The sequence below is a fragment of the Pseudomonas sivasensis genome, assembly GCF_052938085.1.
The window spans coordinates 4515211-4541233 of the sequence record NZ_CP176442.1; the positions used below are offsets into that span (position 1 = coordinate 4515211).

23 protein-coding genes are annotated in these 26023 nt (G+C 59.6%); 12 read left to right on the top strand and 11 right to left on the bottom strand.

Features of this window, described 5'->3' with window-relative positions; all coding sequences use genetic code 11:
* Positions 1–73: 73 nt before the first annotated feature.
* The gene (gene tal, locus ACKZ62_RS20795) at positions 74–1000 is read left to right on the top strand and encodes a transaldolase (RefSeq protein WP_032888840.1); all 927 of its coding nucleotides are present in this window, start codon (positions 74–76) and stop codon (positions 998–1000) included.
* A 183-nt stretch (positions 1001–1183) separates the two neighbouring features.
* Here the strand turns inward: tal and rssC are convergent, their stop codons facing one another.
* Both rssC and rssB read right to left on the bottom strand, forming a co-directional pair.
* Positions 1184–1666 carry an anti-sigma factor antagonist RssC gene (rssC, locus tag ACKZ62_RS20800; RefSeq protein WP_032888838.1) on the bottom strand — a complete coding sequence of 161 codons (483 nt, stop codon included), beginning with the start codon at positions 1664–1666 and terminating at the stop codon, positions 1184–1186.
* Positions 1666–2847: a two-component system response regulator RssB gene (rssB, locus tag ACKZ62_RS20805; RefSeq protein ID WP_032888836.1), complete on the bottom strand. Its 1182-nt coding sequence runs from the start codon at positions 2845–2847 to the stop codon at positions 1666–1668. Before rssB ends, rssC begins: the two co-directional genes overlap by 1 nt.
* 278 nt (positions 2848–3125) lie before the next feature.
* On the opposite strand from rssB, the gene ACKZ62_RS20810 reads away from it, so the two are divergent.
* Positions 3126–3422: a PilZ domain-containing protein gene (locus tag ACKZ62_RS20810; protein ID WP_447095770.1), complete on the top strand. Its 297-nt coding sequence runs from the start codon at positions 3126–3128 to the stop codon at positions 3420–3422.
* A gap of 62 nt (positions 3423–3484) precedes the next feature.
* Here ACKZ62_RS20810 and ACKZ62_RS20815 read toward each other — a convergent pair whose 3' ends face one another.
* Positions 3485–4174, bottom strand: coding sequence for an MlaA family lipoprotein (locus ACKZ62_RS20815; RefSeq protein WP_032888832.1), 690 nt, complete (start codon positions 4172–4174; stop codon positions 3485–3487).
* A gap of 195 nt (positions 4175–4369) precedes the next feature.
* On the opposite strand from ACKZ62_RS20815, the gene ACKZ62_RS20820 reads away from it, so the two are divergent.
* Together ACKZ62_RS20820 and ACKZ62_RS20825 are read left to right on the top strand one after the other, a co-directional pair.
* Complete coding sequence (locus ACKZ62_RS20820; RefSeq protein ID WP_032888830.1) at positions 4370–4978, top strand: HAD superfamily inactivated hydrolase PcrP; 609 nt, start codon at positions 4370–4372, stop codon at positions 4976–4978.
* Between the two features lie 110 nt (positions 4979–5088).
* Positions 5089–5355 carry a DUF4404 family protein gene (locus ACKZ62_RS20825; protein WP_032888829.1) on the top strand — a complete coding sequence of 89 codons (267 nt, stop codon included), beginning with the start codon at positions 5089–5091 and terminating at the stop codon, positions 5353–5355.
* A gap of 125 nt (positions 5356–5480) precedes the next feature.
* Here ACKZ62_RS20825 and queF read toward each other — a convergent pair whose 3' ends face one another.
* Together queF and copI are read right to left on the bottom strand one after the other, a co-directional pair.
* A complete protein-coding gene (gene queF / locus ACKZ62_RS20830) occupies positions 5481–6311 on the bottom strand; it encodes an NADPH-dependent 7-cyano-7-deazaguanine reductase QueF (protein ID WP_442117862.1) in 831 nt (276 codons plus the stop codon).
* Positions 6312–6377: 66 nt separating this feature from the next.
* Positions 6378–6890 carry a copper-resistant cuproprotein CopI gene (gene copI, locus ACKZ62_RS20835; protein ID WP_032888825.1) on the bottom strand — a complete coding sequence of 171 codons (513 nt, stop codon included), beginning with the start codon at positions 6888–6890 and terminating at the stop codon, positions 6378–6380.
* Between the two features lie 157 nt (positions 6891–7047).
* Here copI and ACKZ62_RS20840 point away from each other — a divergent pair, with 157 nt between their 5' ends.
* A complete protein-coding gene (locus tag ACKZ62_RS20840) occupies positions 7048–7728 on the top strand; it encodes a heavy metal response regulator transcription factor (protein WP_447095771.1) in 681 nt (226 codons plus the stop codon).
* A complete protein-coding gene (locus tag ACKZ62_RS20845; protein ID WP_099601502.1) occupies positions 7725–9080 on the top strand; it encodes a heavy metal sensor histidine kinase in 1356 nt (451 codons plus the stop codon). The genes ACKZ62_RS20840 and ACKZ62_RS20845 overlap by 4 nt, the downstream gene beginning before the upstream one ends.
* Before the next feature lie 104 nt (positions 9081–9184).
* On the opposite strand, the gene ACKZ62_RS20850 is transcribed toward ACKZ62_RS20845, so the two are convergent.
* The 3 genes from ACKZ62_RS20850 to ACKZ62_RS20860 are packed head-to-tail and all read right to left on the bottom strand — an operon-like array spanning position 9185 to position 12431.
* Positions 9185–10429 carry a lipoprotein-releasing ABC transporter permease subunit gene (locus ACKZ62_RS20850; RefSeq protein WP_032888822.1) on the bottom strand — a complete coding sequence of 415 codons (1245 nt, stop codon included), beginning with the start codon at positions 10427–10429 and terminating at the stop codon, positions 9185–9187.
* A gap of 60 nt (positions 10430–10489) precedes the next feature.
* Positions 10490–11173 carry a lipoprotein-releasing ABC transporter ATP-binding protein LolD gene (gene lolD / locus ACKZ62_RS20855; RefSeq protein ID WP_024074097.1) on the bottom strand — a complete coding sequence of 228 codons (684 nt, stop codon included), beginning with the start codon at positions 11171–11173 and terminating at the stop codon, positions 10490–10492.
* 7 nt (positions 11174–11180) lie between these two features.
* Positions 11181–12431, bottom strand: a complete 1251-nt coding sequence (locus ACKZ62_RS20860) for a lipoprotein-releasing ABC transporter permease subunit (protein ID WP_447095772.1) — start codon at positions 12429–12431, stop codon at positions 11181–11183.
* 94 nt (positions 12432–12525) lie between these two features.
* Between ACKZ62_RS20860 and ACKZ62_RS20865 the strand changes: the two genes are divergently transcribed.
* Both ACKZ62_RS20865 and ACKZ62_RS20870 read left to right on the top strand, forming a co-directional pair.
* Positions 12526–13104 carry a PilZ domain-containing protein gene (locus tag ACKZ62_RS20865; protein WP_447095773.1) on the top strand — a complete coding sequence of 193 codons (579 nt, stop codon included), beginning with the start codon at positions 12526–12528 and terminating at the stop codon, positions 13102–13104.
* Positions 13105–13148: 44 nt separating this feature from the next.
* Positions 13149–13871, top strand: coding sequence for a glycerophosphodiester phosphodiesterase (locus ACKZ62_RS20870; protein ID WP_032888815.1), 723 nt, complete (start codon positions 13149–13151; stop codon positions 13869–13871).
* A 42-nt stretch (positions 13872–13913) separates the two neighbouring features.
* Here the strand turns inward: ACKZ62_RS20870 and sthA are convergent, their stop codons facing one another.
* Positions 13914–15308, bottom strand: a complete 1395-nt coding sequence (sthA, locus tag ACKZ62_RS20875) for a Si-specific NAD(P)(+) transhydrogenase (protein WP_032888814.1) — start codon at positions 15306–15308, stop codon at positions 13914–13916.
* A 261-nt stretch (positions 15309–15569) separates the two neighbouring features.
* Here sthA and ACKZ62_RS20880 point away from each other — a divergent pair, with 261 nt between their 5' ends.
* Positions 15570–16103, top strand: a complete 534-nt coding sequence (locus ACKZ62_RS20880; protein ID WP_032888812.1) for a chalcone isomerase family protein — start codon at positions 15570–15572, stop codon at positions 16101–16103.
* Positions 16104–16298: 195 nt separating this feature from the next.
* Here ACKZ62_RS20880 and ACKZ62_RS20885 read toward each other — a convergent pair whose 3' ends face one another.
* A complete protein-coding gene (locus tag ACKZ62_RS20885; RefSeq protein WP_032888810.1) occupies positions 16299–17762 on the bottom strand; it encodes a glyceraldehyde-3-phosphate dehydrogenase in 1464 nt (487 codons plus the stop codon).
* A gap of 340 nt (positions 17763–18102) precedes the next feature.
* Between ACKZ62_RS20885 and mfd the strand changes: the two genes are divergently transcribed.
* Genes mfd through ACKZ62_RS20900 form a run of 3 tightly spaced genes read left to right on the top strand, consistent with a single transcriptional unit; the run spans position 18103 to position 24830 of the window.
* A complete protein-coding gene (gene mfd, locus ACKZ62_RS20890; RefSeq protein WP_032888809.1) occupies positions 18103–21552 on the top strand; it encodes a transcription-repair coupling factor in 3450 nt (1149 codons plus the stop codon).
* 11 nt (positions 21553–21563) lie between these two features.
* A complete protein-coding gene (locus ACKZ62_RS20895; protein WP_032888806.1) occupies positions 21564–22130 on the top strand; it encodes a CsiV family protein in 567 nt (188 codons plus the stop codon).
* 9 nt (positions 22131–22139) lie between these two features.
* Positions 22140–24830, top strand: a complete 2691-nt coding sequence (locus tag ACKZ62_RS20900; protein WP_095184116.1) for a DEAD/DEAH box helicase — start codon at positions 22140–22142, stop codon at positions 24828–24830.
* An 87-nt stretch (positions 24831–24917) separates the two neighbouring features.
* Here the strand turns inward: ACKZ62_RS20900 and nagZ are convergent, their stop codons facing one another.
* Complete coding sequence (gene nagZ, locus ACKZ62_RS20905) at positions 24918–25928, bottom strand: beta-N-acetylhexosaminidase (RefSeq protein ID WP_447095774.1); 1011 nt, start codon at positions 25926–25928, stop codon at positions 24918–24920.
* Positions 25929–26023: the final 95 nt, after the last annotated feature.

Sequence of the window (26023 nt, forward strand, 5' to 3'; positions counted from 1 at the left end):
GAACGCATTTGCGCCCTTGAGCGCCTCTCGGCGCTCGGGTAATGTCATCAGACCCATAGGACAGAGCACGCTCATGACTTCCAAGCTGGAACAACTCAAGCAATTCACCACTGTCGTAGCCGATACCGGCGATTTTTCCACCCTCGCCAAGCTCAAGCCGCAGGATGCAACCACCAACCCTTCCCTACTGCTCAAGGCCGCGTCGATTCCGGGCTATGCCAAGCTGCTGGACGAGTGCGTGCAGGACTGCAACGGTGATGTGGGCCTGGCCAGCGACCGTTTTGCGGTCGCTGTGGGGCAAGAGATTCTTAAAGTTGTGCCGGGCCGCATTTCCACCGAAGTGGATGCCCGCCTGTCGTTCGACGAGGCCGCCATTCTCAAGCGTGCGCACCGTCTGATTGACCTGTACGAAAAAGCCGGCGTTGGCCGCGACCGTGTACTGGTCAAGATCGCCTCTACCTGGGAAGGCATCCGCGCGGCAGAGAAGCTGGAGAAAGAAGGGATCCAGACCAACCTGACACTGTTGTTCTCCTTTGCCCAGGCTGTGGCGTGTGCTGAGGCTGGGGTATTCCTGATTTCGCCGTTCGTGGGCCGCATATACGATTGGTACAAGAAGGCCAACGGTAACGACTACACCGGCTCCGATGATCCGGGCGTGCAGTCGGTTACGCGCATCTACAACTACTACAAGGCCAATGGTTATAAAACGGTAGTGATGGGTGCGAGCTTCCGTAACCTGAGCCAGATTGAAGAATTGGCCGGGTGTGATCGCCTGACCATCAGCCCGGACCTGCTGGAGAAGCTGGCGGCGGATGAAGGCAAGCTGGAGCGTAAGCTGTCGCCTGGCCATGCCGGTGAAGCGCGAGTGCATATGACTGAAGCGCAGTTCCGTTGGGAGTCCAACGAAGATGCGATGGCGACTGAGAAGCTGGCGGAGGGCATTCGTCAGTTTGCCCGTGACCAGGAAAAACTTGAGGCGCTGTTGTCCGCCAAGCTGTAAACAGCGGGGACGGCAAAAAGGGCGGTACCTGTGAGGGTACCGCCCTTTTTTTGTGCCTCAAACCGATCTCAGTTCAACTGCGGGAGCGGCTGCTCCTGATAGCGGTGAGTCAGCTGTGAATGTGCTGACTGAAACTGCGCTATCGAGGCTCCTCCGACATTTGGAATGTGTTCGACAGAAGGATCAGTGACGCTCGAGGGCGTTGACGAGGTCGTGAAACGCTTCGCGATTGGACTCATTGAGGCCCATCAGGATCTTGTGCGCTTCCAGCACCTTCACCCGCACCATTTCTTCGGACTGATCCTGGGACGGCAGGTCGGTAAGACATTCCGGGCAAGGAATCGGACGATCAACGATGTTGAACACCTGATCAAAGCCCATGGACTGCAGCAGCCGGGTGATGTCTTCGTGGGTGGTGACGACGGTCGGCAACAGGCCAACCTTCTGCCGAGACAGAATGGACAACTTGGCTAATAGCCCAAGGGTGGTGCTGTCAATGCTGCGAGTTTCAGTCAGATCGATCACGATCGCCGAGAAGTTCAGCGCAGTGAAGATCCGCTCAATCGTCGCATCCAGCGCCGAACATAAGGTCAGGCGCACTTCACCGACAAACTTCAGGACGAAGGTCCCGTCTTGCTCAGCGAATTGGATTCTTCCGGTACTCATCAAAGATTCCTGCTCAACACCAATAGGGCGATATCATCCGGCATCTCCCCTAGCGTGGCCAATCCAAAAACCTGCCGCAGGCCATCCAGGCTGCCGCCAGCTGCCTTGACCCGTTGGGGCAAGGCGGCTTCTTTCTCTTTGAGTGTAGGCTCTGGAAGAAGGTCCAGGATGCCATCCGACATCAGCGTCAGGCTGAAGGTCGGCGGCAGTTCCAGAATGTGGTCTTCGTAGGTGGCTTCATTGAACAAGCCGACGGGCAGACCACGCCCTTCCAGGTAACGCACACTGTCTGGAGTGTATAAAACAGGCATCGGCAGGTGACCGCCAATGCTGTAGGTCAAAAGACCGGTTTCTTCATCGATCACGCCGCCTACCATCGTGACGTGCTTGCCCAGCTTGCAGCTGATCAGGCCTCGGTTGATGTGGCCCAGCACCTCGGAGGGAGTGAACTCCGGCAAGGTGCCATTGCGCTTGGATTCAAACAACAGCCGTGTGGTCATGAACTTCAACAACACGGTGACAAAAGCAGAGGAAGCACCGTGGCCCGAAACGTCGGCCAGATAGAACGCCACACGTCGCTCATCCACACGGAAGTAGTCGACAAAATCACCCGACAGGTACAGCGAAGGGATGATCTGGTGCGCAAACTTGAACTCGTCGATGGTCCATGGGCTGACCGGCAGCATGTTCATCTGTACCTGGCGACCGGCGTTCTGGTCTTCCTGGAGCAGGTTCAGGCTGGCTTCGAGCTCGCGGTTGGCGGTTTCGAGCTTTTCGCGGTAACGCTGGTTCTCGACCAGCAGACGTGCACGATCCAGCGCGCGGCGCACTGAGTGCTCCAGCACCGCAAGGTCTTCCAGGGGTTTGATCAGGTAGTCGGCGGCGCCCAGGCGCAAGGCCTCAACGGCGTCGTTCATCACGCCGGCACCGGACACAACAATCACCGGAGTCTGCGGGGCAAGCTCAGTCACCTGGCGAATCAGCTCCAGGCCGCCCATCTGGGGCATGCGCAAGTCGCAGATCACGAGGTCGGGCTGGTCGCGCTCGAATACCTGGAGACCCTGTTGGCCATTACTGGCCTGCAGGACGCTGAAGCCACTGTCTTCCAAATAGGCCGCGAGACTCGCGCGCACTACTTCGTCGTCATCGATTATCAGCAGCGTGGCACTGGTTTTTTGCATGTGGGCAAACGGCGCCAGAATTAGGTTGGCGTAGGCAACTCGGCAATGGCCGGGGTCACACTACTGGATTCGCTTTCTAGCCTCTCTGTCCTACAAAAGCGTAGGCGTTTTGCCCACGCACAACTGTAAAGCAGAGGTGCCCTTCTAAGGCGCAGACGGTACTCCCATCCGCCAGGTGTTTCAAGCTCATGCCGATGGTCGCCAGGCGTCTTTACATCGCAAATCACCGGGAGTTATAAGAACAGCCACGACCACAACACAAAGTAAGGATGGAACCCATGAGCGAACACGAGCGCGACTACGCCGAGAAACGCGATTTCATCCGCATGCGAGTGGATGCCGATGTGTCTTTGATCCACGAAGGCCAAGAGATCGCCGGGGTTTGCGTGGATCTTTCCAGCTCCGGAATGCAAGTGCAGGCACCGCGCCAGTTCAACGTAGGAGACCTGCTGAGCGTGCGGATTGATTCAGAACATCCGGCCCTTAAAGGCCTGGAGGCAGATACCAAAGTGGTGTGGGCCAAAACGGTGGGCAATGATCAGCAATTGGGCCTCAGCATCCTGAAAATGCGCTGAAACCCGCGCACAAAAAAGGCGATCACTCAGGATCGCCTTTTTTCATTTCAAACGATCACCTCTTAAAAGTCGTCGACGACCTTGCCATCTTTGACCTTGAACTCACGGTTCTGCAGGTAGGCGTTACGAATGAAGGTGTATTTGTCGCCGGTGATCAGCTTCTCACTGTCGAGCAAGCTGGCACGGGCGTCGACGATGCCAAGGCCCATGACGCTGTTACGCAGGGACACATCATCCATATAGCGATAAGGCTGGGTGTAGCTGTCGACGTACTTGGACGGCGCATCACGCAGGGTGCTTGGACCCAGCAGAGGGATCATCACGTACGGACCGCTGCCAACGCCCCAGTAGCCGAGTGTCTGGCCGAAGTCTTCATCGCTGCGTTGCAGCCCCATTTTGGTGCCTACGTCGATGAAGCCCAGCACACCAAACGTGGTGTTAACCAGCAAACGGGCAGTATCGACACCTGCATTGTGAGGTTTGAGCTGCAGCACATTGTTGGCCAGGTTGCCGACGTCGCCGATGTTGCGGAAGAAGTTGTGGATACCGTCTTCAACAAATTGCGGAGTGATCCATTGATAGCCTTGGGCCAATGGCTTGAGGGCATAGGTATCAACAGTGTCGTTGAAGGTAAAGATCGGGCGGTTGACGCTTTCCCATGGATCATCTTCCGACGCAGCTTGCACAGCGAACGGGGCCAGCAGAACGGTGGCACACACCGACAGCTGAGCGAAGTAGTGGCTCCAGCGCATAGCTTTTGCTCCTTGAATGGTCTGTCATGGGCGCTATGCCCTGAATAAGGTAGCCAGTATATGACGGAAGTGCCCAATTAGGCAGCCGCCGGGAAAACTCATACCGCAAATGGACAAAATTCCTACAATTGAGCCAACTGTCATCGGACTGTCATCCTGCCTCGATAGCGTCACAGCTATTTCAGGGATGTCGACATGCCTCAAGCCGAGATTGCAATCACCAGCGCACCCGCCTTGACCGCCGTGCTGTTTGGCCTGAGTGGCTGCCTAGTGGATTTTGGCTCACAGGCGCGCACCGACTCTCCTTCCCCGGATTCACAAGCCACGCCGGGCGCCCTGAAAATCCTGCGCAACCTCAAAGAGCTGGGCGTGCCCTGCGCTTGGCTGGATGAGCTGCCGCCTGCGGTGACCACTCCTTTGGCCGCCACCTTGCCCACCTGGCTCAAAGCAGCCTCGCCCTCCTCCATCCGCTGGCCCGCCCCCCACGCGTGCTGGCAAGCGCTGATGGAATTGAATATCGAACGCCTTGAAGGCTGCGTCCTGGTCAGCGGCGAGCCGCGCTTGTTGCAATCGGGACTTAACGCCGGGCTGTGGACCATCGGTCTGGCCTCCTGCGGTTCGCTGTGTGGCTTAGCGCCCGAGCAATGGCAAGCACTGAGCGACAAGGAACGCGAACACAAGCGCGGCAAGGCCACCGTGACGCTGTATGGGCTGGGAGTGCATTCTGTGATCGATCACTTAGGCGAACTCGGCACCTGCCTGGCAGACATCAGCCGGCGCCAGCTCAAAGGCGAGAAGCCCTGATCGAGATCATGCACAGTCGGCGCCGGTGGATTAATCTACAGTTCATCCCGTAGACCTTTCTCAGCGTGCCGTGGTCTATGCCAGTGCCTATCGATAAAAGGAAGAACGTCATGCCTGATCGCAAAAAACTGGAAGAACAGGTCAATATCCTGCGCGGGCAATTGGAGCAGGAGCCACCGCTATCGGAAGAAAAACGTGAAGCGCTGGAAGGGTTGATTGCCAAATTCGAAGTGCAACTTGAATTGGAACCGGCCACCCAGACACCGAGCATCGCCGATGATGTGAACCGTGCAGTGGAAGGTTTTGAACTGGACCATCCGGGCATTGCCGGGACACTGCGCAATATCGTGATCACCCTGGGCAACATCGGCATTTAACCCGAACCCAAGCCAGACACAGAACCAGAATGTGGGAGGGGGCTTGCCCCCGATTGCGGAGTGTCAGTCACCGAACCTGTGCCTGAACCTCTGCTATCGGAAGCAAGCACCCTCCCACATTTGTTTTACTGGCGGGCCAGGCGCACGTTCTGGAACGCCACATCCTCGGTACTGCGATAAGGGTTGATATCCAACCCGCCGCGCCGCACATACCGTGCATACACCGTCAATTTCTCCGGCTTCAGCAGGCGCTGCAGGTCGAGGAAGATGCGCTCCACACACTGCTCATGGAAGTCCGAGTGCTGGCGAAAGCTCACGATGTACTCCAACAGGCTGGCGTGATCCAACGCTTGACCACGGTACTCCACCACTACGCTGCCCCAGTCCGGCTGACTGGTAACCGGGCAATTGGACTTGAGCAGGTGGCTGTGCACGCTCTCCTCGACAATCCGCGAGTCGTCGCAACGCAACAACTCGGGGCGCGGGTGTTCGTAGCTGCTGACGTTGATATCCAGATCGTCAATGCATAAGCCCGGCAATGCCATCACACCCTCGGCCTCGATCTCTGCAAGCCTGCGGATGCGTACGGTCACTGGTTTGCCGGCGGCGGCACTTAGGTCAGCGCGCAGTGTCGACTCAAGGCTTTGCGTATCGGCAAAGGCGGTCTGGTTCAGCGAGTTGAGGTACAGCTTGAATGACTTGGACTCGATGATATTCGGCGAGTCGGCCGGGATACTGAACTCACCAATGGCCACCACCGGCTTGCCCGACGGCAACAGCCAGGACAGTTCGAAGCAGTTCCAGAAATCCACGCCCTTGTAAGGCAGGGTCTCGGCACTCAGACCCAGCTCGGCCCACTTGGCGGCGCGAGGAATCGGGAACAGCAACGAAGGCGTGTACGTGGAGATGTATTCACTGGACTTGCCCAGCGGCGAATGTTCGGCTGCGGGATGCATGGCGGAAACCTGGCTAAATAAACCGCGCCAGTCTACCAGCCTTTGCCCCCGCCCTTAAGAAACGCCTTACTCAACGGTCAGCTTGCCGACCATGCCTGCCTGGTAATGCCCGGGCAGGTTACAGGCGAACTCCAGACCGGTGGCCTGGGTGAATGTCCACGTCAGCTCAGCAGTTTTACCGGGCTCGACCAGCACACTGTTCGGGTCATCGTGCTTCATTGCACCATGGCCCATGGCGCTGTGGTCCATCTTGCCCATGCCGGTAGACGTGAGCATGCCACTGGCCTGCATCTGCAACATTTCCTTCTGATGCGCCGCGTGCATCGCCGCGTCACCGAGGTTGAATTCATGCAGCAACTGGCCCTTGTTGACCAGCACGAAGCGCACCGTCTCACCGGCTTTTACATCCAGGGACTTGGGCGCAAAGGCAATATCCTGCAGCGTCACTTCTACGGTGCGCGTGGCCTTGTCAGCCGCTGCTGGTTGACCAAATGCATAGCTGTGGGATGCATCAGCCATTGCATTGAAACTCAACGCCAACAGGCAACCCGCCAACAACTGGGGTGTACGCAACGTCATCTCTCTTCTCCAAAATGTATAACCGGCTTGAGCCGCACTCTAAGATTACGCCGCTGCCAGCCAACTGACTGCTAGATTACAACTTTGTCAGGTTGCGCCCCGCACCTGGTCCCCACGGTATAAAGCCCCCTCGCCACCCGTTGCCAAGAGCTACCCCATGAAATTGCTGATCGTCGAAGACCAACCGAAAACCGGCCACTATCTGCGTCAAGGCCTGGCCGAGGCTGGCTTTACCACCGAACTGGTGGCCGACGGCACAAGCGGCCAGCACCTGGCGCTGACCGGCGATTATGACCTGCTGATCCTGGATGTAATGCTGCCCGGTCGCGACGGTTGGCAAATCCTGCAAGCGGTGCGCAGTGCCGGTCTGGAGATCCCGGTGCTATTTCTGACCGCCCGGGATGCCGTAGAGGACCGCGTGCATGGTCTGGAATTGGGCGCCGACGATTACCTGGTCAAACCCTTCGCCTTCTCCGAATTGCTGGCGCGGGTGCGCAGCCTGCTGCGCCGTGGCAGCAGCACGCCCCTGGAAACCGCCCTGCAAGTGGCCGACCTGCGCTTGGACCTGATCCGCCGCCGCGTCGAGCGCGACGGCCAACGTATCGACCTGACCGCCAAGGAGTTTTCTCTACTGGAACTGCTGCTGCGCCGCCAGGGCGAAGTGCTGCCCAAAACGCTGATCGCCTCCCAGGTGTGGGACATGAATTTCGACAGCGACACCAACATCATCGAAGTAGCGATCCGCCGCCTACGCCTCAAAGTCGATGACAACTTCCCTAATAAGCTGATCCACACCGTTCGCGGCATGGGCTATGTGCTGGAGGAGCGGTGCAATTGATCAAGCGCCTGTCCCTCGCCAGCCGCCTGGCACTATTGTTTGCGGCTTGTACGGCAGTGGTCTCACTGATTGCAGGCGTGCTGTTCAACCAAGCCAGTGAGGCGCACTTTGTCGAGTTGGACCAGCAGCAACTCGACAGCAAACTTGTGGCGTTGCGCAGCACCTTGCAGGGTGTCGACTCACCTCAAGCGTTCAACCAACGCGAGGCGCAACTGCGCGTCGAACTCAATAGACAGCCCGACCTTGCACTGCGCATCACTTCAGCCGGCCAGCGCTGGCTGGACGATGCGCCGAACGTCGCCCTGCCCACCGCGCCCGGCCTGCATAGCCTACAAAATGCCGGCACCGATTACCGCGTCTACAATGCGCCACTGAACGCTGGCCAAGCTGACTCACCGCAACTGAGCCTGATACTCGACATCACCCACCACCAGCACTTCCTGCAACGCATGCAGCGTTTGATCTGGCTCACCGTTGGCCTCTCTGCCCTCGCCACCGCGCTGCTGGGTGCCTGGGCCGCACGCAGCGGCTTGCGCCCATTGCGGCGCATGGGCGAAGTGGCTGCCAGCGTATCGGCCCACTCCTTGACCCAGCGCCTGCCTCAGCAACACATGCCGGCGGAACTGGCTGAACTGGCCCAGGCCTTCAACGCCATGCTGGGACGATTGGACGACGCGTTCCAACGCCTGTCGGCCTTCTCCGCCGACATTGCCCATGAACTGCGCACGCCGCTGTCGAACCTGCTGACCCAGACCCAAGTCATCCTCACCCAGCCACGCCCGCTGGAGGATTACCGCGAGGCGCTGCACAGTAATTTGGAAGAGCTGCAATGGATGGCCCAACTGGTCAACGACATGCTGTACCTGGCCAAGGCGGACCACGGTTTGCTGATGCCCAAGCGTGAGCCATTGGCCCTGGCCGATGAAGTGGAGGCGTTGCTGGAGTTCTTTGCGTTGCTGGCCGAGGACGCGCACGTATCGCTGGTACGAGAAGGCAGCGCTCATACAGCCGGGGATCGCGGCATGTTGCGCCGGGCTTTGTCGAACTTGCTGGATAACGCCCTCAGGTTCACCCCGGCAGGCGGCGAAGTGCGGGTAAGAATAACCGAAGGCGCAATGGGCGTGACGCTAGCGGTGGAGAACACCGGTGAAGGCATCCCCGGGGCGTTGCTACCGAGGCTGTTTGATCGGTTCTATCGGGCCGACCCGGCGCGCCATGAAGGCAGCAGCGAACATGCGGGGCTGGGGCTGGCGATTACCCAGTCGATCGTGCGCGCCCATGGGGGGAGGATTTTTTGTGAGTCCGGGGCTGGATGGACGCGGTTTGTGATTGAGCTGCCAGCTGTAGATTGATGCAAGCTGCACCGGCCCTATCGGGGGCAAGCCCCCTCCCACACTTTGATCTATGAATACCTCAAATGTGGGAGAGGGCTTGCCCCCGATAGCGGTCTCAATAATTACGAGTATCTCAGCGCATGCGCCGGTTCAATCTTCGCCGCCCGATACGCCGGATACAGCGTCGCCAAAAAGCTCAACACAAACCCGGCAGTGCAGATCAGCACCACATCGCCACCTTGCAGCTCCGAAGGCAGGTTGCTGACGAAGTACACATCCGAACTAAAGATATGCTGCCCGCTCACCCGCTCGACCCAGCCCACCAACTCGCTCACGTTGAGCGCTGCAATCACCCCCAGTACGCCGCCGATCAAGGTGCCGACAATGCCGATCACCGTGCCCTGCACCATGAAGATCGCCATGATCTGCCGGGGCGTGGCGCCGATGGTGCGCAGGATCGCGATGTCCGCGCCTTTGTCATTCACTACCATGATCAAGGTGGCGATGATGTTGAACGCGGCCACGGCGACGATCATCAGCAGCAGCAGGCCGATCATGGTCTTTTCCATTTTCATCGCGCTGAACAGGCTGCCCTGGGTGTGGGTCCAGTCATCTGCCTTGTAAGCCGCGCCGAGGCTGGTAGCAATGTCCGTGGACACCTTGGGCGCTGCGTACAAATCTTTAACCGCCAAGCGCACACTCTGCACCTGGTTCGGCTGCCAATGCTGGATTTCCGCCGCGTCGGCCATGTGTATCAAGGCCATGGAACCATCCAACTCGGCGCCGACCTTGAAAATCCCCACCACGTTCAACCGCTGCATACGCGGGGTGATGCCGCCCGGTGCAGTGCTGATTTCCGGCACGATCAGGGTGAGCTTGTCGCCCACGTTCAAGCGGAAACGCCGGGCGGTGATTTCACCGACCACCACGCCGAACTCTCCGGGTTTCAGGTCGTCCAGTTTGCCCTGAACGATGTGCTGGGCCACGATCGACACCTTGCCTTCCTGGGCCGGGTCGACGCCGCTGATCTCGATCGGCTGCATCGCGCCCTTGTAGGAGAACATGCCGTCCATCTGCGTGAACGGTACTGCAGCGGTCACTTGCGGATTCTTCATCGCCGCCGCGGCCACCGGCTGCCAATCATCAATCGGCTTCACGCCGACGATGGTGGCGTGGGGCACCATGCCGAGGATGCGCGAGCTCATTTCGCGCTGGAAGCCGTTCATCACCGACAGCACTACGATCATCGCCAATACGCCCAGGGCGAGGCCGATCATCGAGGTCATCGAGATAAACGAAACAAAACGGTTGCGGCGCTTGGCGCGGGTATAGCGCGTGCCGATGAAAATCGATAACGGTCTGAACATTCGCTTGCACCGCCTGAAAAATTAAAAAAGCCCGACGCCAGGCGCCAGGCTTGAAACGGGTCAGATGGCGACCAGATGACCTTCCTGCAGGTGCAGCACGCGGTCCATCTGGCGGGCCATGCTCATGTCATGGGTCACTACCAGGAATGCAGTGCGCATCTGGGTGCTCAGTTCCAGCATCAAATCCTTGATGCCCTGGGCGGTGTGGGAGTCGAGGTTGCCGGTGGGCTCGTCGAGCATCACCAGGCCTGGGTTGTTCACCAGGGCGCGGGCGATTGCCACACGCTGGCGCTCGCCGCCGGACAGTTCGGCCGGCTTGTGCTCAAGGCGATGGCCCAAGCCGACACGCTCCAGCAAGGCCTTGGCACGCTGGCGTGCTTCCGGGATTGCGGTCTTGCCGATCAGCAGCGGCATGCAGACGTTTTCCAGTGCGGTGAATTCCGGCAACAAGTGGTGAAACTGGTACACAAAACCCAACGAACGGTTGCGCAACTGGCCACGGGCCTTTTCATTCAAGGCTGACAATTCTTCGCCAGCCAGCCAGACGCTGCCCTGGGACGGCGTGTCGAGGCCGCCCAACAGGTTCAGCAAGGTACTTTTGCCGGAACCGGAACTGCCGACGATCGCCACGCGTTCGCCCGGATGGAGCTCAAGTTGCAGGTTGGACAGCACCACCACTGACTCAGGGCCTTCCTCGTAGGATTTGCCCAGGTTGCGGCAGCTCAGGATTGCTTTTTCACTCATGCCCGATTCACTCATAACGTAAGGCCTGTGCTGGCTGGGTACGTGCCGCGCGCCAGGCTGGATACAGGGTGGCAAGGAAACTCAGGACCAACGCAGCGCCGCCCACCATCAACACGTCCTGGGCCTGAACCTGGGACGGCAAGTAGTCGATGAAGTAGACGTCTGCATTGAGAAACTTGTGGCCGATTACTTTCTCAAGCAAGGCGATGGCTGCGCTGACGTTAAGCGCGGCCAGGATGCCCACGGCGGTGCCGATCAAGGTACCCACCACGCCGATCACGGTGCCCTGCACCATGAAGATCGCCATGATCTGCCCAGGCGTGGCGCCCAGGGTACGCAGGATGGCGATGTCGCCTTTCTTGTCATTTACCACCATCACCAGCGTGGAGATGATGTTGAACGCGGCCACAGCGACGATCAGCAGTAGCAGCAGGCCGATCATGGCTTTTTCCATGCGGATGGCCTGGTACAGGTTGCCGTGGGTACGGGTCCAGTCACGGGCGTAATACTCGGTTTCACCCAAGTGCTGGGCGATATCCCAGGCACCGCGCGGGGCGTCGAACAAATCGCTGAACTTCAGGCGCAGGCCCTGCACCTGATCCGGCTGCCAGCGCTGGAGGCGGGCCAGATCGGTGAGATTGGTCAGCCCGAGGTAGCCGTCGATTTCGCCGGCGCCCACATGGAAGGTGCCGACCACGGTAAAGCGTTTCATGCGCGGAAACATGCCCGCCGGGGTCAGGGTGACTTCCGGCGCGACGAAGGTCAGCTTGTCGCCGAGGCCAACGCCGAGCTTGGCTGCGGCCTTGTCGCCGATCACGATGCCGAAATCACCAGGCGCCAGATCGTCGAGTTTGCCCTGCAACATGAACTTGTCGATGATCGACACGTTGCGTTCCTGGGCGGGGTCGATGCCATTGAGCAAGATCTTCTGCACCTTGCCATCATGGGTCAGCAGCCCCTGCATCTGGGTAAAAGGCGCAACGGCCACGACCTTGGGGTTCTGCTTGACCTTGGCGGCCAGGTTTTGCCAATCGTTGATCGGCTCGCCCGACTCGATGGTCGCGTGGGGCACCATGCCCAGCACGCGGGTGCGCATCTCATGATCGAAGCCGTTCATCACCGACAGCACCACAATCATCACGACTACGCCCAAGGCGAGCCCGATCATCGAGGTCAAGGAAATGAACGACACAAAATGATTGCGGCGCTTTGCACGGGTATAACGCGTGCCAATAAATACGAAGAGAGGTCTGAACATGTCGGGGCTTGTTCGGAGGAAAAGAAGACGTCCCGGTGGCGGGGTCTGGTAAGCAGCTTTACACTCTGACCATTACCGTTACCTGGGGTTCGCCATGTCGACATTAGATGAAGAAGAGCGCCGCGAATACTACCGTATCGACGACATGATCGCACTCCAAATCAAAAACCTGTCGGCCCCCGAAGCGGCGAGCAAGGAAGTGTTGCTGGATGATTCACCGCTGTTCAACCTGCTCAGCGAATTGCACCTCAGCGAATTCGAAGCCCAGCACCTGCTGCGCCAACTGAGCGAGAAGGACCGCACCCTCGCCGCCTTCCTGCGCGTGCAGAACAAGCGCGTAGACCTGCTCAGCCAGATCATGGCACGCGGCCTGCTCGATGAGGTGGGCGCACCGCAGCCGGTGATCATCTCCGAAGGCGGTATCGACTTCCAACACCCTACCTCACTGGCCACCGGCGCTCACTTGGCCGTCAAGCTGGTGCTGATGCCCCAGGCGCTCGGCCTGCTGTTGCGGGCGCGGGTCACCCATTGCGATCCCAAGGGCGATGGCTTTGACGTGGGCACGGAATTCGAGTCCATGACCGATACCCAACGCCAACTGCTGGCGCGCTACATCCTGCAAAAGCAGGCCCAGGAACGCCGCCTGGCGCGGGAACAAAGCGACGACATCTGAATTCGTATTCACTACGCCAGCCAGCCTGGCGCAAAGGAGCAACTGTGACCCTGATTTACGGCCACCGCGGTGCCAAAGGCGAAGCACCGGAAAACACCCTGACCAGCTTCCAGGAGTGCCTCAAGCACGGTGTACGCCGCTGCGAACTGGATCTGCACCTGTCCATGGACGGCGAGTTGATGGTCATCCACGACCCGACCCTCAAGCGCACCGCTGACCGGCGCGGCAAGGTCGTCGAGTATTCGGCGGCGGACCTTGTGAAGATGGACGCACGCAAAGGCGGCCCAGGCTGGATCAAACCGTGCCCGATCCCGCGTCTGGAAGAGCTGTTCGAGCAGTGCGACTTCGATCACTGGCAACTGGAAGTCAAAAGCGCTTCGCGCACCCGCGCCGCGACCACCGTGCTGGCAATCCGTGAGATGGCGGTACGTTTCGGCCTGATGGACAAAGTCACCGTGACTTCAAGCTCGCGGGAAGTATTGAAAGCGGCGGTTGAACTCACCCCGGACCTGTCACGCGGACTGGTCGCCGAATACGCCTGGCTCGACCCGCTGAAGGTCGCGCAAAACTACGGCTGTGAGTATCTGGCATTGAACTGGACGCTGTGCACCCCGGAGCGTCTGGAAAAAGCCCAGCGCCAGGGTTTGCACGTGTCCGTATGGACGGTCAACGAACCTGCGCTGATGCGCAGGCTCGCCGACTTCGGCGTAGATAGCCTGATTACAGACTTTCCCGGTTTGGCCACTGCCACCCTCGGGAATTACTGAAATCGGTCTCCCCGGCCGGCTCAGGCCACCGGCCGGAGCCGCTCAAAAAAGCCGGTTGAGGCCGTCGTAGGCCGCTACCCGATAGGCTTCAGCCATGGTCGGGTAGTTGAACGTGGTGTTCACAAAGTACTTGAGGGTATTTTGCTCGCCCGGCTGGTTCATGATGGCCTGGCCGATGTGCACGATCTCCGACGCCTGGTAGCCGAAGCAATGCACACCGAGCACCTCAAGGGTCTCGCGGTGGAACAGGATCTTCAGCATGCCTTGGGGCTCACCAGCGATCTGCGCACGCGCCATGCTCTTGAAGAACGCCTTGCCGACTTCATAAGGCACCTTGGCCTTGGTCAGTTCGTGCTCGTTCTTGCCAATCGAGCTGATCTCGGGAATCGTGTAGATCCCGGTCGGCACGTCGTTCACGTAGCGCCAGCTGCCGTTGTCGACGATGCTGCCAGCAGCCGAACGGCCCTGGTCATGCGCAGCACTGGCCAGGCTTGGCCAGCCGATTACGTCACCAGCGCCGTAGATGTTGGTTACACAGGTGCGGTAGTTCTCGTCCACCTCGATCTGGCCACGGTTGTTGACCTTGACCCCGATGTTTTCCATGCCCAGCTTGTCGGTGTTGCCGGTACGGCCGTTGCACCACAACAAGGCGTCGGCCTTGATCTTCTTGCCGGACTTGAGGTGCAGGATCACACCGTTGTCCAGGCCTTCGACCCGCTCGTACTCTTCGTTGTGGCGCACGGTGATGTTGTTGTTGCTGAAGTGGTAGCTCAACGCCTGGGAAATTTCCGAGTCGAGGAAGCTCAGCAATTGGTCGCGGTTGTCCACCAGTTCCACCAATACACCCAGGCCGCTGAAGATCGAGGCGTATTCACAGCCGATCACGCCGGCGCCGTAGATGATCAATTTGCGTGGGGTGTGGCCCAGGCTCAGGATGGTGTCGCTATCGTAGATACGCGGATGGTGGAAATCGATATCGGCCGGGCGATACGGGCGCGAACCGGTGGCGATGATGATGTGCTTGGCCACCAGCTTCTCGACCACGCCGTTGGCGCACACCACTTCGACGGTTTGCTCGTCGGCGAAGCTGCCGGTTCCGAAGAACAGGTCGACACGGTTACGGGCGTAGTAGCCGGTACGCGAAGCCACTTGTTTGGAGATAACTTTCTCGGCGCTCTTGAGCACGTCCGGGAACGAGAACCAGCGCGGCTCACCAATGGCCCGGAACATCGGGTTGGTGTTGAACTGCATGATCTGGCGGACCGAGTGACGCAAGGCCTTGGACGGGATGGTACCCAGGTGGGTGCAGTTACCGCCGACCTGGCGACGGCTATCGACCATCGCCACCTTGCGCCCTGCCTTCGCGGCGTTCATCGCCGCACCTTCTCCAGCCGGGCCGGAACCCAGTACCACCACGTCGTAGTTGTAGACAGCCATGCGTACTCCTCAGAACAGGCCAGGCGTACGGTTGGACGCCTGGCTAAATCATGCCGCGGCCAGCGGTCATGAAGGACAATTTGGCTCAAGTGTGTGAACCGGGGCACAGTCTATATAAGGCTCAACGCCGCGCACATTAACCCTTGGTCGCGTCGTAGGCCAGTATTGCCTTTACTACACGGCGCAGATTACCGCTAAATCCTGACACGGCCAGAAATTGAATTACCCTGTAGGCACGTACGTTTTTCAGGACGGGGCATTATGCGACATATAGTTATCTGTTTGATGATGATGCTGTCGATCACGGCGCATGCTAATGAGGCGGATCGATTGAAGCAGGCCGATTTCCCGGCACAGTCCCAGGAACTGGTCCTGAAAAACCAGGCGGTGCTCACGTACCTCTGGGCGGACGTGTACGCGGCGGCGCTATATGCCCCGGCGACGCTGAGCGCCAGACAGGCCTGGGACCAGCAAAAGGCGCTGCGCCTGGTGCTTTATTACTATCGCGACATCGACCGCTCCGACGTAATCAAGGCCGCCACCGCTACGCTGGAGCGCCAGCAAGCCAGCGCACGCTTGAAGCCCGAGCTGGATCAACTGCATGCCAGCTTTCGCAACATACGCAAAGGTGATCGATATGCCTTGGACTTTCATCCAGGGCGCGGCTTGAACCTTGAGATCAATGGCCAAGTGGTGTTCAGCAGCCGCAATGAGGCACTGGCCAGGGCCTACCTGGGTATCTGGCTGGCGCCCAAAGGGCTGTCTGATGAGTTGCGCGGCAAATTGTTGAAATGAAAATGGCCTGCCGTGGGGTATGCATCCACTGATGCGACCGCTATCGGGGGCAAGCCCCCTCCCACATGTCGACTTGTGAGTACATTCAAATATGGGAGAGAGCTTGCTCCCGATGAGGCCCTGATCGACAACACACAACCTGCAGCCATAAAAAAGCCCCGAACCAGTCGGGGCTTTTTCATTCAACGCAGAGGCTTAGCGCGGAAACGCAGGCGGGTTAACCCCAGCCATGTCTTCCATCACGCGAACCACCTGGCAGCTGTAGCCGAACTCGTTGTCGTACCACACGTACAGCACAACACGGTTGTCCTGGGTAATGGTCGCTTCCGCGTCCACCACACCGGCGTGGCGCGAGCCAACGAAGTCGGTGGACACCACTTCCTGGGAATTGACGTAGTCGATTTGCTTGTGCAGATCGGAGTGCAGCGCCATGTAGCGCAGGTACTCGTTCATCTCTTCACGGGTGGCGGCTTTCTCAAGGTTCAGGTTGAGAATCGCCATCGACACGTTAGGCGTCGGCACACGGATCGCGTTACCGGTCAGCTTGCCGGCCAGCTCAGGCAAAGCTTTGGCAGCAGCGGTGGCAGCACCGGTCTCGGTGATAACCATGTTCAGCGCGGCGCTACGACCACGGCGATCGCCTTTGTGGAAGTTGTCGATCAGGTTCTGGTCGTTGGTGTACGAGTGAACGGTTTCAACGTGGCCGTTAACGATGCCGAACTTGTCGTTCACAGCTTTCAGAACCGGCACGATGGCATTGGTGGTGCAGGAAGCGGCGGACACAATCTTGTCGTCAGCAGTGATTTCACCGTGGTTGATGCCGTGCACGATGTTCTTCAGCTTGCCTTTGCCAGGCGCGGTCAGAACAACACGGTCGACACCCGGGCAGGCCAGATGCTGGCCCAGGCCTTCGGCATCACGCCATACGCCGGTGTTATCCACCAGCAGAGCGTCCTTGATGCCGTACTGGGTGTAATCCACCTCAGACGGGTTCTTCGCGTAGATCACCTGGATCAGGTTACCGTTGGCGGTGATGGTGTTGTTTTCTTCATCGATGACGATGGTGCCGTTGAACGGACCGTGTACCGAATCGCGACGCAGCAGGCTGGCGCGTTTGGTCAGGTCGTTGTCGGCGCCTTTGCGCACGACAATGGCACGCAGGCGCAGGCCGTCGCCGCCACCGGTTTTTTCGATCAGGATGCGTGCCAGCAGGCGGCCGATACGACCGAAGCCGTACAGAACCACATCAGTGCCTTTACGGGCAGCGGCGTTTTGCTGGCCAACCACATCGGCCATTTCTTCACGCACGAACTGCTCGGCAGTGCGGCCCGCGCCTTCTTTGCGGAATTTGTACGCCAACTTGCCCAGATCTACCGAGGCCGCACCGAGCTTGAGCTCGCTCATGGCCTTGAGCAGTGGGAATGTTTCGTGGACGGAGAGTTCGCTGTCGTCGGCAGAGCGATGGCGCGCAAAACGGTGCGCCTTGAGAATCGCGATGACGGACTGGTTGATCAGGCTGCGGCCATAGATCGAGCTCACCACATTGTTATTGCGGTACAGCTGACCGATAAGCGGGATCATCGCTTCTGCGAGTGCTTCACGGTCGATCCATTCACCAAGACACTGGTCGGGCTTCTGAGTCACGGGAACCTTCCACATGTAGGGGCTGAAAAAAGGGGCTACATTATGCCGCCCGACTGTCCTCGTCGCAATGCGCGCCAGGCAACAAAAAGTCCTTGCTAAAAAATACCGCCCCGCTGCAGCCCAGTAAATACGCGGGTTCCAGAAGGCCACTAGTTCAACGAGTCGGCCGACTTGTCCGTAACCCTCCTAAACATTCACGCTTTTTGGCACTACATATTGAGTCAAAACACGCCATTGTTTGTCTTAGCCACTACATTTCCTACAAACCGTAATAGGCTCAGTCAGCAACTGACAGGCGGCACCTCGGGCCGTTACAATTACCGACTTTGTCGCAACGCTTGGAGCTCAACCTTCCGTGCCCGTTCTGCGTCTACCGCTACTCCCTGCCGCGGCAGGTAAACAGCACTGGGGCAACCTGCCCGGTGCCGCCCTGAGCCTGGCCATTGCCGAGGCTGCCAGCGCAGCCAAGCGCTTTACCCTGCTGCTCACCGCCGACAGCCAAAGCGCCGAACGGTTGGAGCAGGAGCTGAGCTTCTTCGCCCCCGATTTGCCGGTGCTGCATTTTCCCGACTGGGAAACCCTGCCCTACGACCTGTTCTCGCCGCACCAGGACATCATTTCCCAGCGCATCGCCAGCCTGTACCGCTTGCCGGAACTGGCCCACGGTGTGCTCGTGGTGCCGATCACAACGGCCCTGCACCGTCTGGCACCGACCAAGTTCCTGCTGGGCAGCAGCCTGGTGCTGGATATCGGCCAGAAACTCGATGTGGAACAAATGCGCACGCGCCTGGAAGCCAGTGGCTACCGCTGCGTCGACACGGTGTATGAGCACGGTGAATTCGCGGTGCGCGGCGCCCTGATTGACCTGTTCCCGATGGGCAGCAAGTTGCCGTACCGCATCGACCTGTTCGATGACGAAATCGAAACCCTGCGCACCTTCGATCCGGAGAACCAGCGCTCTATAGACAAGGTCGACTCGGTCAAACTGCTACCCGCGCGGGAATTCCCGCTGCAAAAAGACGCGGTGACCCGCTTCAAGGCGCGCTTCCGAGAGCGCTTCGATGTCGACTTCCGTCGCTGCCCGATCTTCCAGGACTTGAGCAGTGGGATTACCCCCGCCGGTATCGAGTACTACCTGCCGCTCTTTTTCGACGAAACCTCCACGCTGTTCGATTACCTGCCCCAGGACACCCAGGTGTTCTCGCTGCCGGGTATCGAGCAAGCCGCGGAAAACTTCTGGAACGACGTGCGCAACCGCTACGAAGAGCGCCGCGTCGACCCGTCCCGTCCTTTATTGCCACCCGCCGAGCTGTTCCTGCCGGTGGAAGACTGTTTCGCGCGCCTGAAAAACTGGCCGCGCGTTGTCGCCAGCCAGCAGGACGTGGACGCCGGCAGCGGCCGCGAACGCTTCCCAGCCGGAACGCTGCCGGATTTGGCGATTCAAGCCAAAGCCACGCAGCCCCTGGAGGCTTTGTCCAACTTCCTCGGCGACTTCCCCGGCCGCGTGCTGTTTACCGCCGAATCCGCCGGCCGTCGTGAAGTGCTGCTGGAGTTGTTGGAACGTCTGAAACTGCGGCCAAAAACCGTCGACAGTTGGCCGGACTTTGTAAAAAGCAAAGAACGCCTGGCGATCACCATCGCACCGCTCGACGAAGGCCTGCTTCTGGATGATCCGGCCCTGGCACTGATCGCCGAGAGCCCCCTGTTCGGCCAGCGCGTGATGCAGCGGCGCCGTCGCGAAAAACGCGCCGACGCCAACAACGACGCCGTGATCAAGAACCTCACCGAGCTGCGCGAAGGCGCGCCGGTGGTGCATATCGACCACGGCGTGGGTCGCTACCTCGGTCTGCAGACGCTGGAGATCGATAACCAGGCCGCCGAATTCCTCACCATGGAGTACGCCGAGGGCGCGAAGCTCTATGTGCCGGTTGCCAGCCTGCACCTGATCGCCCGCTACACCGGCAGCGACGACGCACTGGCGCCGTTGCACCGCCTGGGGTCCGAGACGTGGCAGAAAGCCAAGCGCAAGGCCGCCGAACAGGTGCGCGATGTCGCCGCTGAACTGCTCGACATTTACGCCCGTCGCGCCGCCCGCGAAGGCTATGCCTTTGCCGACCCAAAAGCCGACTACGCCACCTTCAGCGCCGGCTTTGCCTTCGAAGAAACGCCGGACCAGCAAACCACCATCGAAGCCGTGCGCGCCGATATGCTCGCGCCAAAGCCGATGGACCGCCTGGTGTGCGGCGACGTGGGTTTCGGCAAGACCGAAGTGGCGATGCGCGCAGCCTTCATTGCCGTCCACGGCGGCCGACAAGTTGCGATCCTGGTCCCGACCACACTGCTCGCCCAGCAGCACTACAACAGCTTCCGCGACCGCTTTGCCGACTGGCCGGTGACCGTCGAAGTGATGAGCCGCTTCAAGTCCGCCAAGGAAGTGAACGCCGCGATCGCCGACCTGGCCGAAGGCAAGATCGACATCGTGATCGGCACGCACAAGCTGCTGTCGGACGATGTGAAGATCAAGAACCTGGGTTTGGTGATCATCGACGAAGAACACCGCTTCGGCGTGCGTCAAAAGGAACAGCTCAAGGCCCTGCGCAGCGAAGTCGACATTCTTACGCTCACTGCGACGCCGATCCCCCGCACCCTGAACATGGCGGTGTCGGGCATGCGCGACCTGTCGATCATCGCCACACCGCCGGCACGCCGGCTGTCGGTGCGCACCTTCGTGATGGAGCAGAACAAAAGCACGGTCAAAGAAGCACTGCTGCGTGAACTGCTCCGTGGTGGCCAGGTGTACTACCTGCACAACGACGTAAAAACCATCGAGAAATGCGCCGCCGACCTCGCCGAACTGGTACCGGAAGCACGCATCGCCATCGGCCACGGTCAGATGCGCGAGCGTGAACTCGAACAGGTGATGAGCGACTTCTACCACAAGCGCTTCAACGTACTGATCGCCTCGACCATCATCGAGACTGGCATCGACGTACCGAGCGCCAATACCATCATCATCGAGCGCGCTGATAAGTTCGGCCTGGCGCAGTTGCACCAACTGCGTGGCCGCGTCGGCCGTAGCCACCACCAAGCTTACGCCTACCTGCTGACTCCGCCGCGCCAACAGATCACTTCCGACGCCGAGAAGCGCCTGGAAGCCATTGCTAACACCCAGGACCTGGGCGCCGGATTTGTGCTGGCCACCAACGACCTGGAAATCCGTGGCGCCGGCGAACTGCTGGGCGACGGCCAGAGCGGGCAGATACAGGCCGTCGGCTTCACCTTGTATATGGAGATGCTTGAACGCGCGGTGAAAGCCATCCGCAAGGGCGAGCAGCCGAACCTCGATCAACCCCTGGGCGGCGGCCCGGAAATCAACCTGCGCTTGCCGGCCTTGATTCCCGAAGATTACCTGCCGGATGTGCACGCACGGTTGATCCTGTACAAACGCATCGCCTCGGCCACCGACGAAGAAGGCCTCAAGGATTTGCAGGTTGAAATGATCGACCGCTTCGGCCTGCTGCCGGAACCGACCAAGAACCTGGTGCGCCTGACCTTGCTTAAATTGCAGGCCGAGCAGCTGGGTATTAAGAAAGTCGACGCAGGGCCACAGGGCGGACGCATCGAGTTCGAAGCGCAAACGCCGGTAGACCCGTTGGTGCTGATCAAGCTGATCCAGGGCCAACCCAACCGCTATAAGTTCGAAGGGGCTACGCTGTTCAAATTCATGGTGCCAATGGAACGTGCCGAAGAACGCTTTAATACCCTGGAGGCGCTGTTTGAGCGCCTCATCCCGAAATCTGTTTGAAGGACGCCCCAATGCGCCTGTTCCGCATTTTGAGCTTGTTGTTGGTGGTACTGGCGCCTTCGGCATTTGCCGACAGCCCTTACCAGGTAGAAATGATCCTGGTGCGCCAAAACGCGGAGCCGGTGATCAACAGCCGCGCCGCGCCGGAAAACTGGGATGCAGGGGCTGTGCGCCTGGGCGACAAGATGAGCCCGCCGCGCCTGAACAATATCGTCGACAAGCTCAGGGCCGATAACAGTTACACCGTGTTGGCGCACAAGGCATGGGAACAGAACCTCGGTGAACAGCCGGTCAAAATCGCGATCACCGACGGCGAGGAGCAGTTCGGCCAGTTCCCTATCGAGGGCACGCTGAACCTGCAACTGGGGCGCTTTACCGATATCGATGCGCAATTCTGGATCAACCAGTTCGACAGCAAGGGCAGCGTGATTGCCAGCGAGCACCTGAACCAGACCGACGTGCGCACCAAGAACAACCAACTCAACTATCTGGACGGCGGCCACCTGGCACTGCTGATCAAGATCACTTCGCTGACCGCCAAGCCACCCAGCGCACCACCGCCCGACATTCAGGACTGATCCAGCGCCATGCCCCTGACATCGTCGCTGACCAAACCCCTGGCCCCTTCGTGGGCCAATCGCTTCAAAGAGCAGAGCCTGGAGCGCGGGCGACGTTACGCGCTGGAGAACCGGGTGCGCATCGTCGAATCCGGTGACAGCACTATCATCGCCAGTTGCGAAGGCTCGGGCGGCAACGTTTACCGACAAACCATCTCGCTGCGCGAATCGGCCAAGGGCTCGCTGATTCTGGTAGACAGCCGCTGCACCTGCCCGGTGCACACCAATTGCAAACACATCGCTGCAGTTTTGCTCAAGGTCCAGGAAACACTGGCGTATCCGGCAGCCGCCCAGGACGCCGAATTGCTGGAAAAACTCCAGGCCGTACTGGATAACCGTGTGGTGTTGCCGCAGGTGGTGATGGAGGACGTGCTGCCGGTCCCGCGCCTGTGGCTGGCGAGTGTCGAGTTCAGTGCGTTCGAACCGCGCAATGGCAAGATGCAGCGCTATATCCAGCACCGTGCCGCGCTCTCGTTCAATTACTTGGGCAACTATGTCAGCGGGCAAAAGAACGCCGACATCATCGTGCGCCAGGAAACCCAGAGCCTGCGCATCAAGCGCCATCCGGAGCTGGAACAACCCTTTCGTGAACGACTGCGCCTGCTTGGTTTCAAGATCGCCACCCGCCAGAGCAAGGCACTGCCGGAAAGCGCTGGCGAGCTCTTCGAAATGGTCAATGACAGCGCCTGGCTGAACTTCACCCTTAACGTCTCACCCACCCTGCGCGCCGAAGGCTGGGAATTGCAGATCGATGAGGATTTCGGTTTCGACCTGAGCCCGGTGGACGACTGGTACGCCACTGTCGATGACGGGCCTGAGCGCGATTGGTTTGACCTGGAACTGGGCATCATCGTCAACGGAGAGCGGCTGAGCCTATTGCCGATCCTGCTGAATCTGATGCGCTCCCACACCGAGATCCTCAACCCGGAGAAACTCGCTCGGCGCCGCGATGACGAACTGATCCTGGTGAATATCCCCGGCCTGCCCAACGGCCACGGCCCACTACAAGTGGCATTACCTTACGGCCGCCTGAAACCGGTTCTGGCAACGCTTGGCGAGTTTTACCTACAGGACCCTGGCACCACCACGCTGCGTTTGGCCAAGGCCGATGCAATTCGGTTGAACCCGCTGGAAGACCTGACACTGCAATGGGAAGGCGGCGAGAAGATCCGCAACTTTGCCCAACGCCTGAGGGATATCAAGGACTTCACCTGTGCGGCGCCCGAGGGTTTGAACGCGACGTTGCGCCCGTATCAGTTGGAAGGCCTGAGCTGGATGCAGTCGCTGCGCCAATTGGACGTCGGCGGGATCCTTGCGGATGACATGGGCCTGGGTAAAACCCTGCAGACCCTGGCGCATCTGCTCAGCGAAAAGATCGCCGGACGCCTGGACCGGCCCTGCATGGTGGTGATGCCCACCAGCCTCATCCCTAACTGGCTCGACGAAGCCGCGCACTTCACACCGCAACTCAAGGTATTGGCGCTGTACGGCGCGGGTCGCAAGAAGCACTTCGCCAACCTGCAGGACTACGATCTCCTGCTCACTACCTACGCCCTGTTACCCAAGGATATCGACCACCTCGCCGCCCTGCCCTTGCACGTACTGATCCTGGATGAAGCCCAGTACATCAAGAATCCCTCCAGCAAGGCGGCCCAAGCGGCGCGCGAGCTGAATGCTCGGCAGCGCCTGTGCCTAAGCGGAACGCCCTTGGAAAATCATCTGGGCGAGCTGTGGTCACTGTTCCACTTCCTGCTGCCAGGCTGGTTGGGCGACGTAAAAAGCTTCAACCGTGATTACCGCGTGCCCATCGAAAAGCGCGCCAGTGAGGTGCGATTGCAGCACCTCAACGGCCGGATAAAACCCTTCCTGCTGCGCCGAACCAAGGAACAAGTGGCGACGGAGTTGCCACCCAAGACCGAAATCATCCACTGGGTCGACCTCAACGAGGCCCAGCGCGACGTGTACGAAACCATGCGCCTGGCCATGGATAAAAAGGTCCGCGACGAGATCACCCGCAAGGGCGTGGCGCGCAGCCAGATCATCATCCTTGAAGCGCTGCTCAAGCTGCGACAGGTCTGCTGCGATCTACGCTTGGTCAACGACGCCACTCTGCCTGCCCGCGGCAGCAGCTCGGGCAAGCTCGACAGCCTGCTGGAAATGCTCGACGAGTTGTTTGCCGAAGGTCGCCGGATCCTGCTGTTTTCCCAGTTCACCTCAATGCTGAGCCTGATCGAGGTCGAACTGAAAAAACGCGGCATTGCCTACGCGCTGCTCACCGGCCAGACCCGGGATCGGCGCACGCCGGTGAAGGACTTCCAGAGCGGCAAGTTGCAGATTTTTCTGATAAGCCTGAAGGCCGGTGGCGTGGGGCTTAACCTGACGGAAGCCGATACCGTGATCCACTACGATCCGTGGTGGAACCCGGCGACGGAAAACCAGGCCACTGACCGTGCGTATCGCATCGGGCAGGAGAAGCCGGTATTTGTCTATAAGCTGATTGCCCGAGGGACGGTGGAAGAGAAAATCCAGCACCTGCAGAAGGAAAAATCCGACCTGGCGGCGGGTGTGCTGGATGGACGAACCACCGGGGATTGGCAGTTGGGCAATGAGGAAATTGAAGCGTTGTTTGCGCCGCTGCCTGATAAGCAAGAGAAGCGCTGACCGTTAGATTGTTTGGTAGGCAAGCCACACACCCGGAATGAACACCCTGTGAGAGCTGACTTGCCTGCGATGGCCTCGCAGCGATGTTCAGCCGATCAACTGAGCCTTTCGCAACGCAGTGAGCGCCGCCAACCAACGCGGATCCTGCTTGTAATCGGTCGAAGCAATCGCCTTACCACGCATGTGCGCAATTCGGGGCGATGGAGTGACTTTCATCCGCTGCGCCGCAGTGAGGGCAAGCTCCGCAGCAGCACGGTCATTGCACACCAGCCCCATGTCACAGCCGGCCGTCAATGCCGCTTCGATACGACTGGCCGCATCGCCGACCACATGGGCACCGGCCATGGACAGGTCATCACTGAAAATCACCCCGTCAAATTGCAGCTCGCCGCGCAGGATGTCCTGCAACCAACGGCGCGAGAAACCAGCAGGCTGGGCGTCGACTTGCGGGTAGATGACGTGAGCCGGCATCACCGCCGCCAATTGCTTGCTCAGACGTGCGAAAGGCACCAGATCATTGGCGCGAATCTGTTCCAGGCTACGTTCGTCATTGGGAATGGCGACGTGGGAATCAGCCTCTGCCCAACCATGTCCAGGGAAGTGTTTGCCGGTCGCAGCCATGCCAGCGCTGTTCATGCCACGAATAAAGGCACCTGCGAGCACCGCAGCACGCTCGGGGTCGCCCTCAAAGGAACGGGTGCCAACCACCGCGCTGCGTTGGTAGTCCAAGTCCAGCACCGGGGCGAAGCTTAAATCCAGGCCGACAGCCAACACTTCGGTGGCCATTATCCAACCGCACTGCTCGGCCAGGTATTCAGCGTTGGGGTTATCCGCCAGCGCACGCATAGCCGGCAGGCGCACGAAGCCTTGGCGCAAACGCTGTACACGACCGCCTTCCTGATCGACGGCCAGCAGCAAATCCGGGCGCACTGCGCGAATCGCCGCGCTCAGTTCACGCACTTGGCGCGGATGCTCGATATTGCGCGCAAAAATAATCAGGCCACCCACTTCAGGCTGACGCAACAGGTGGCGATCCTCGGCCGTCAGCCAGGTACCGGCAACGTCGACCATCAAAGAACCTTGCACGGCAGCAGTCATAAACCTTCCTTAAATAACGCACACAACCCGGTGCACTTGCTTCGCGCGATACGCGCGGCAAGCACAACGGGTTGCGAGTAAATAGCTGAATTCGG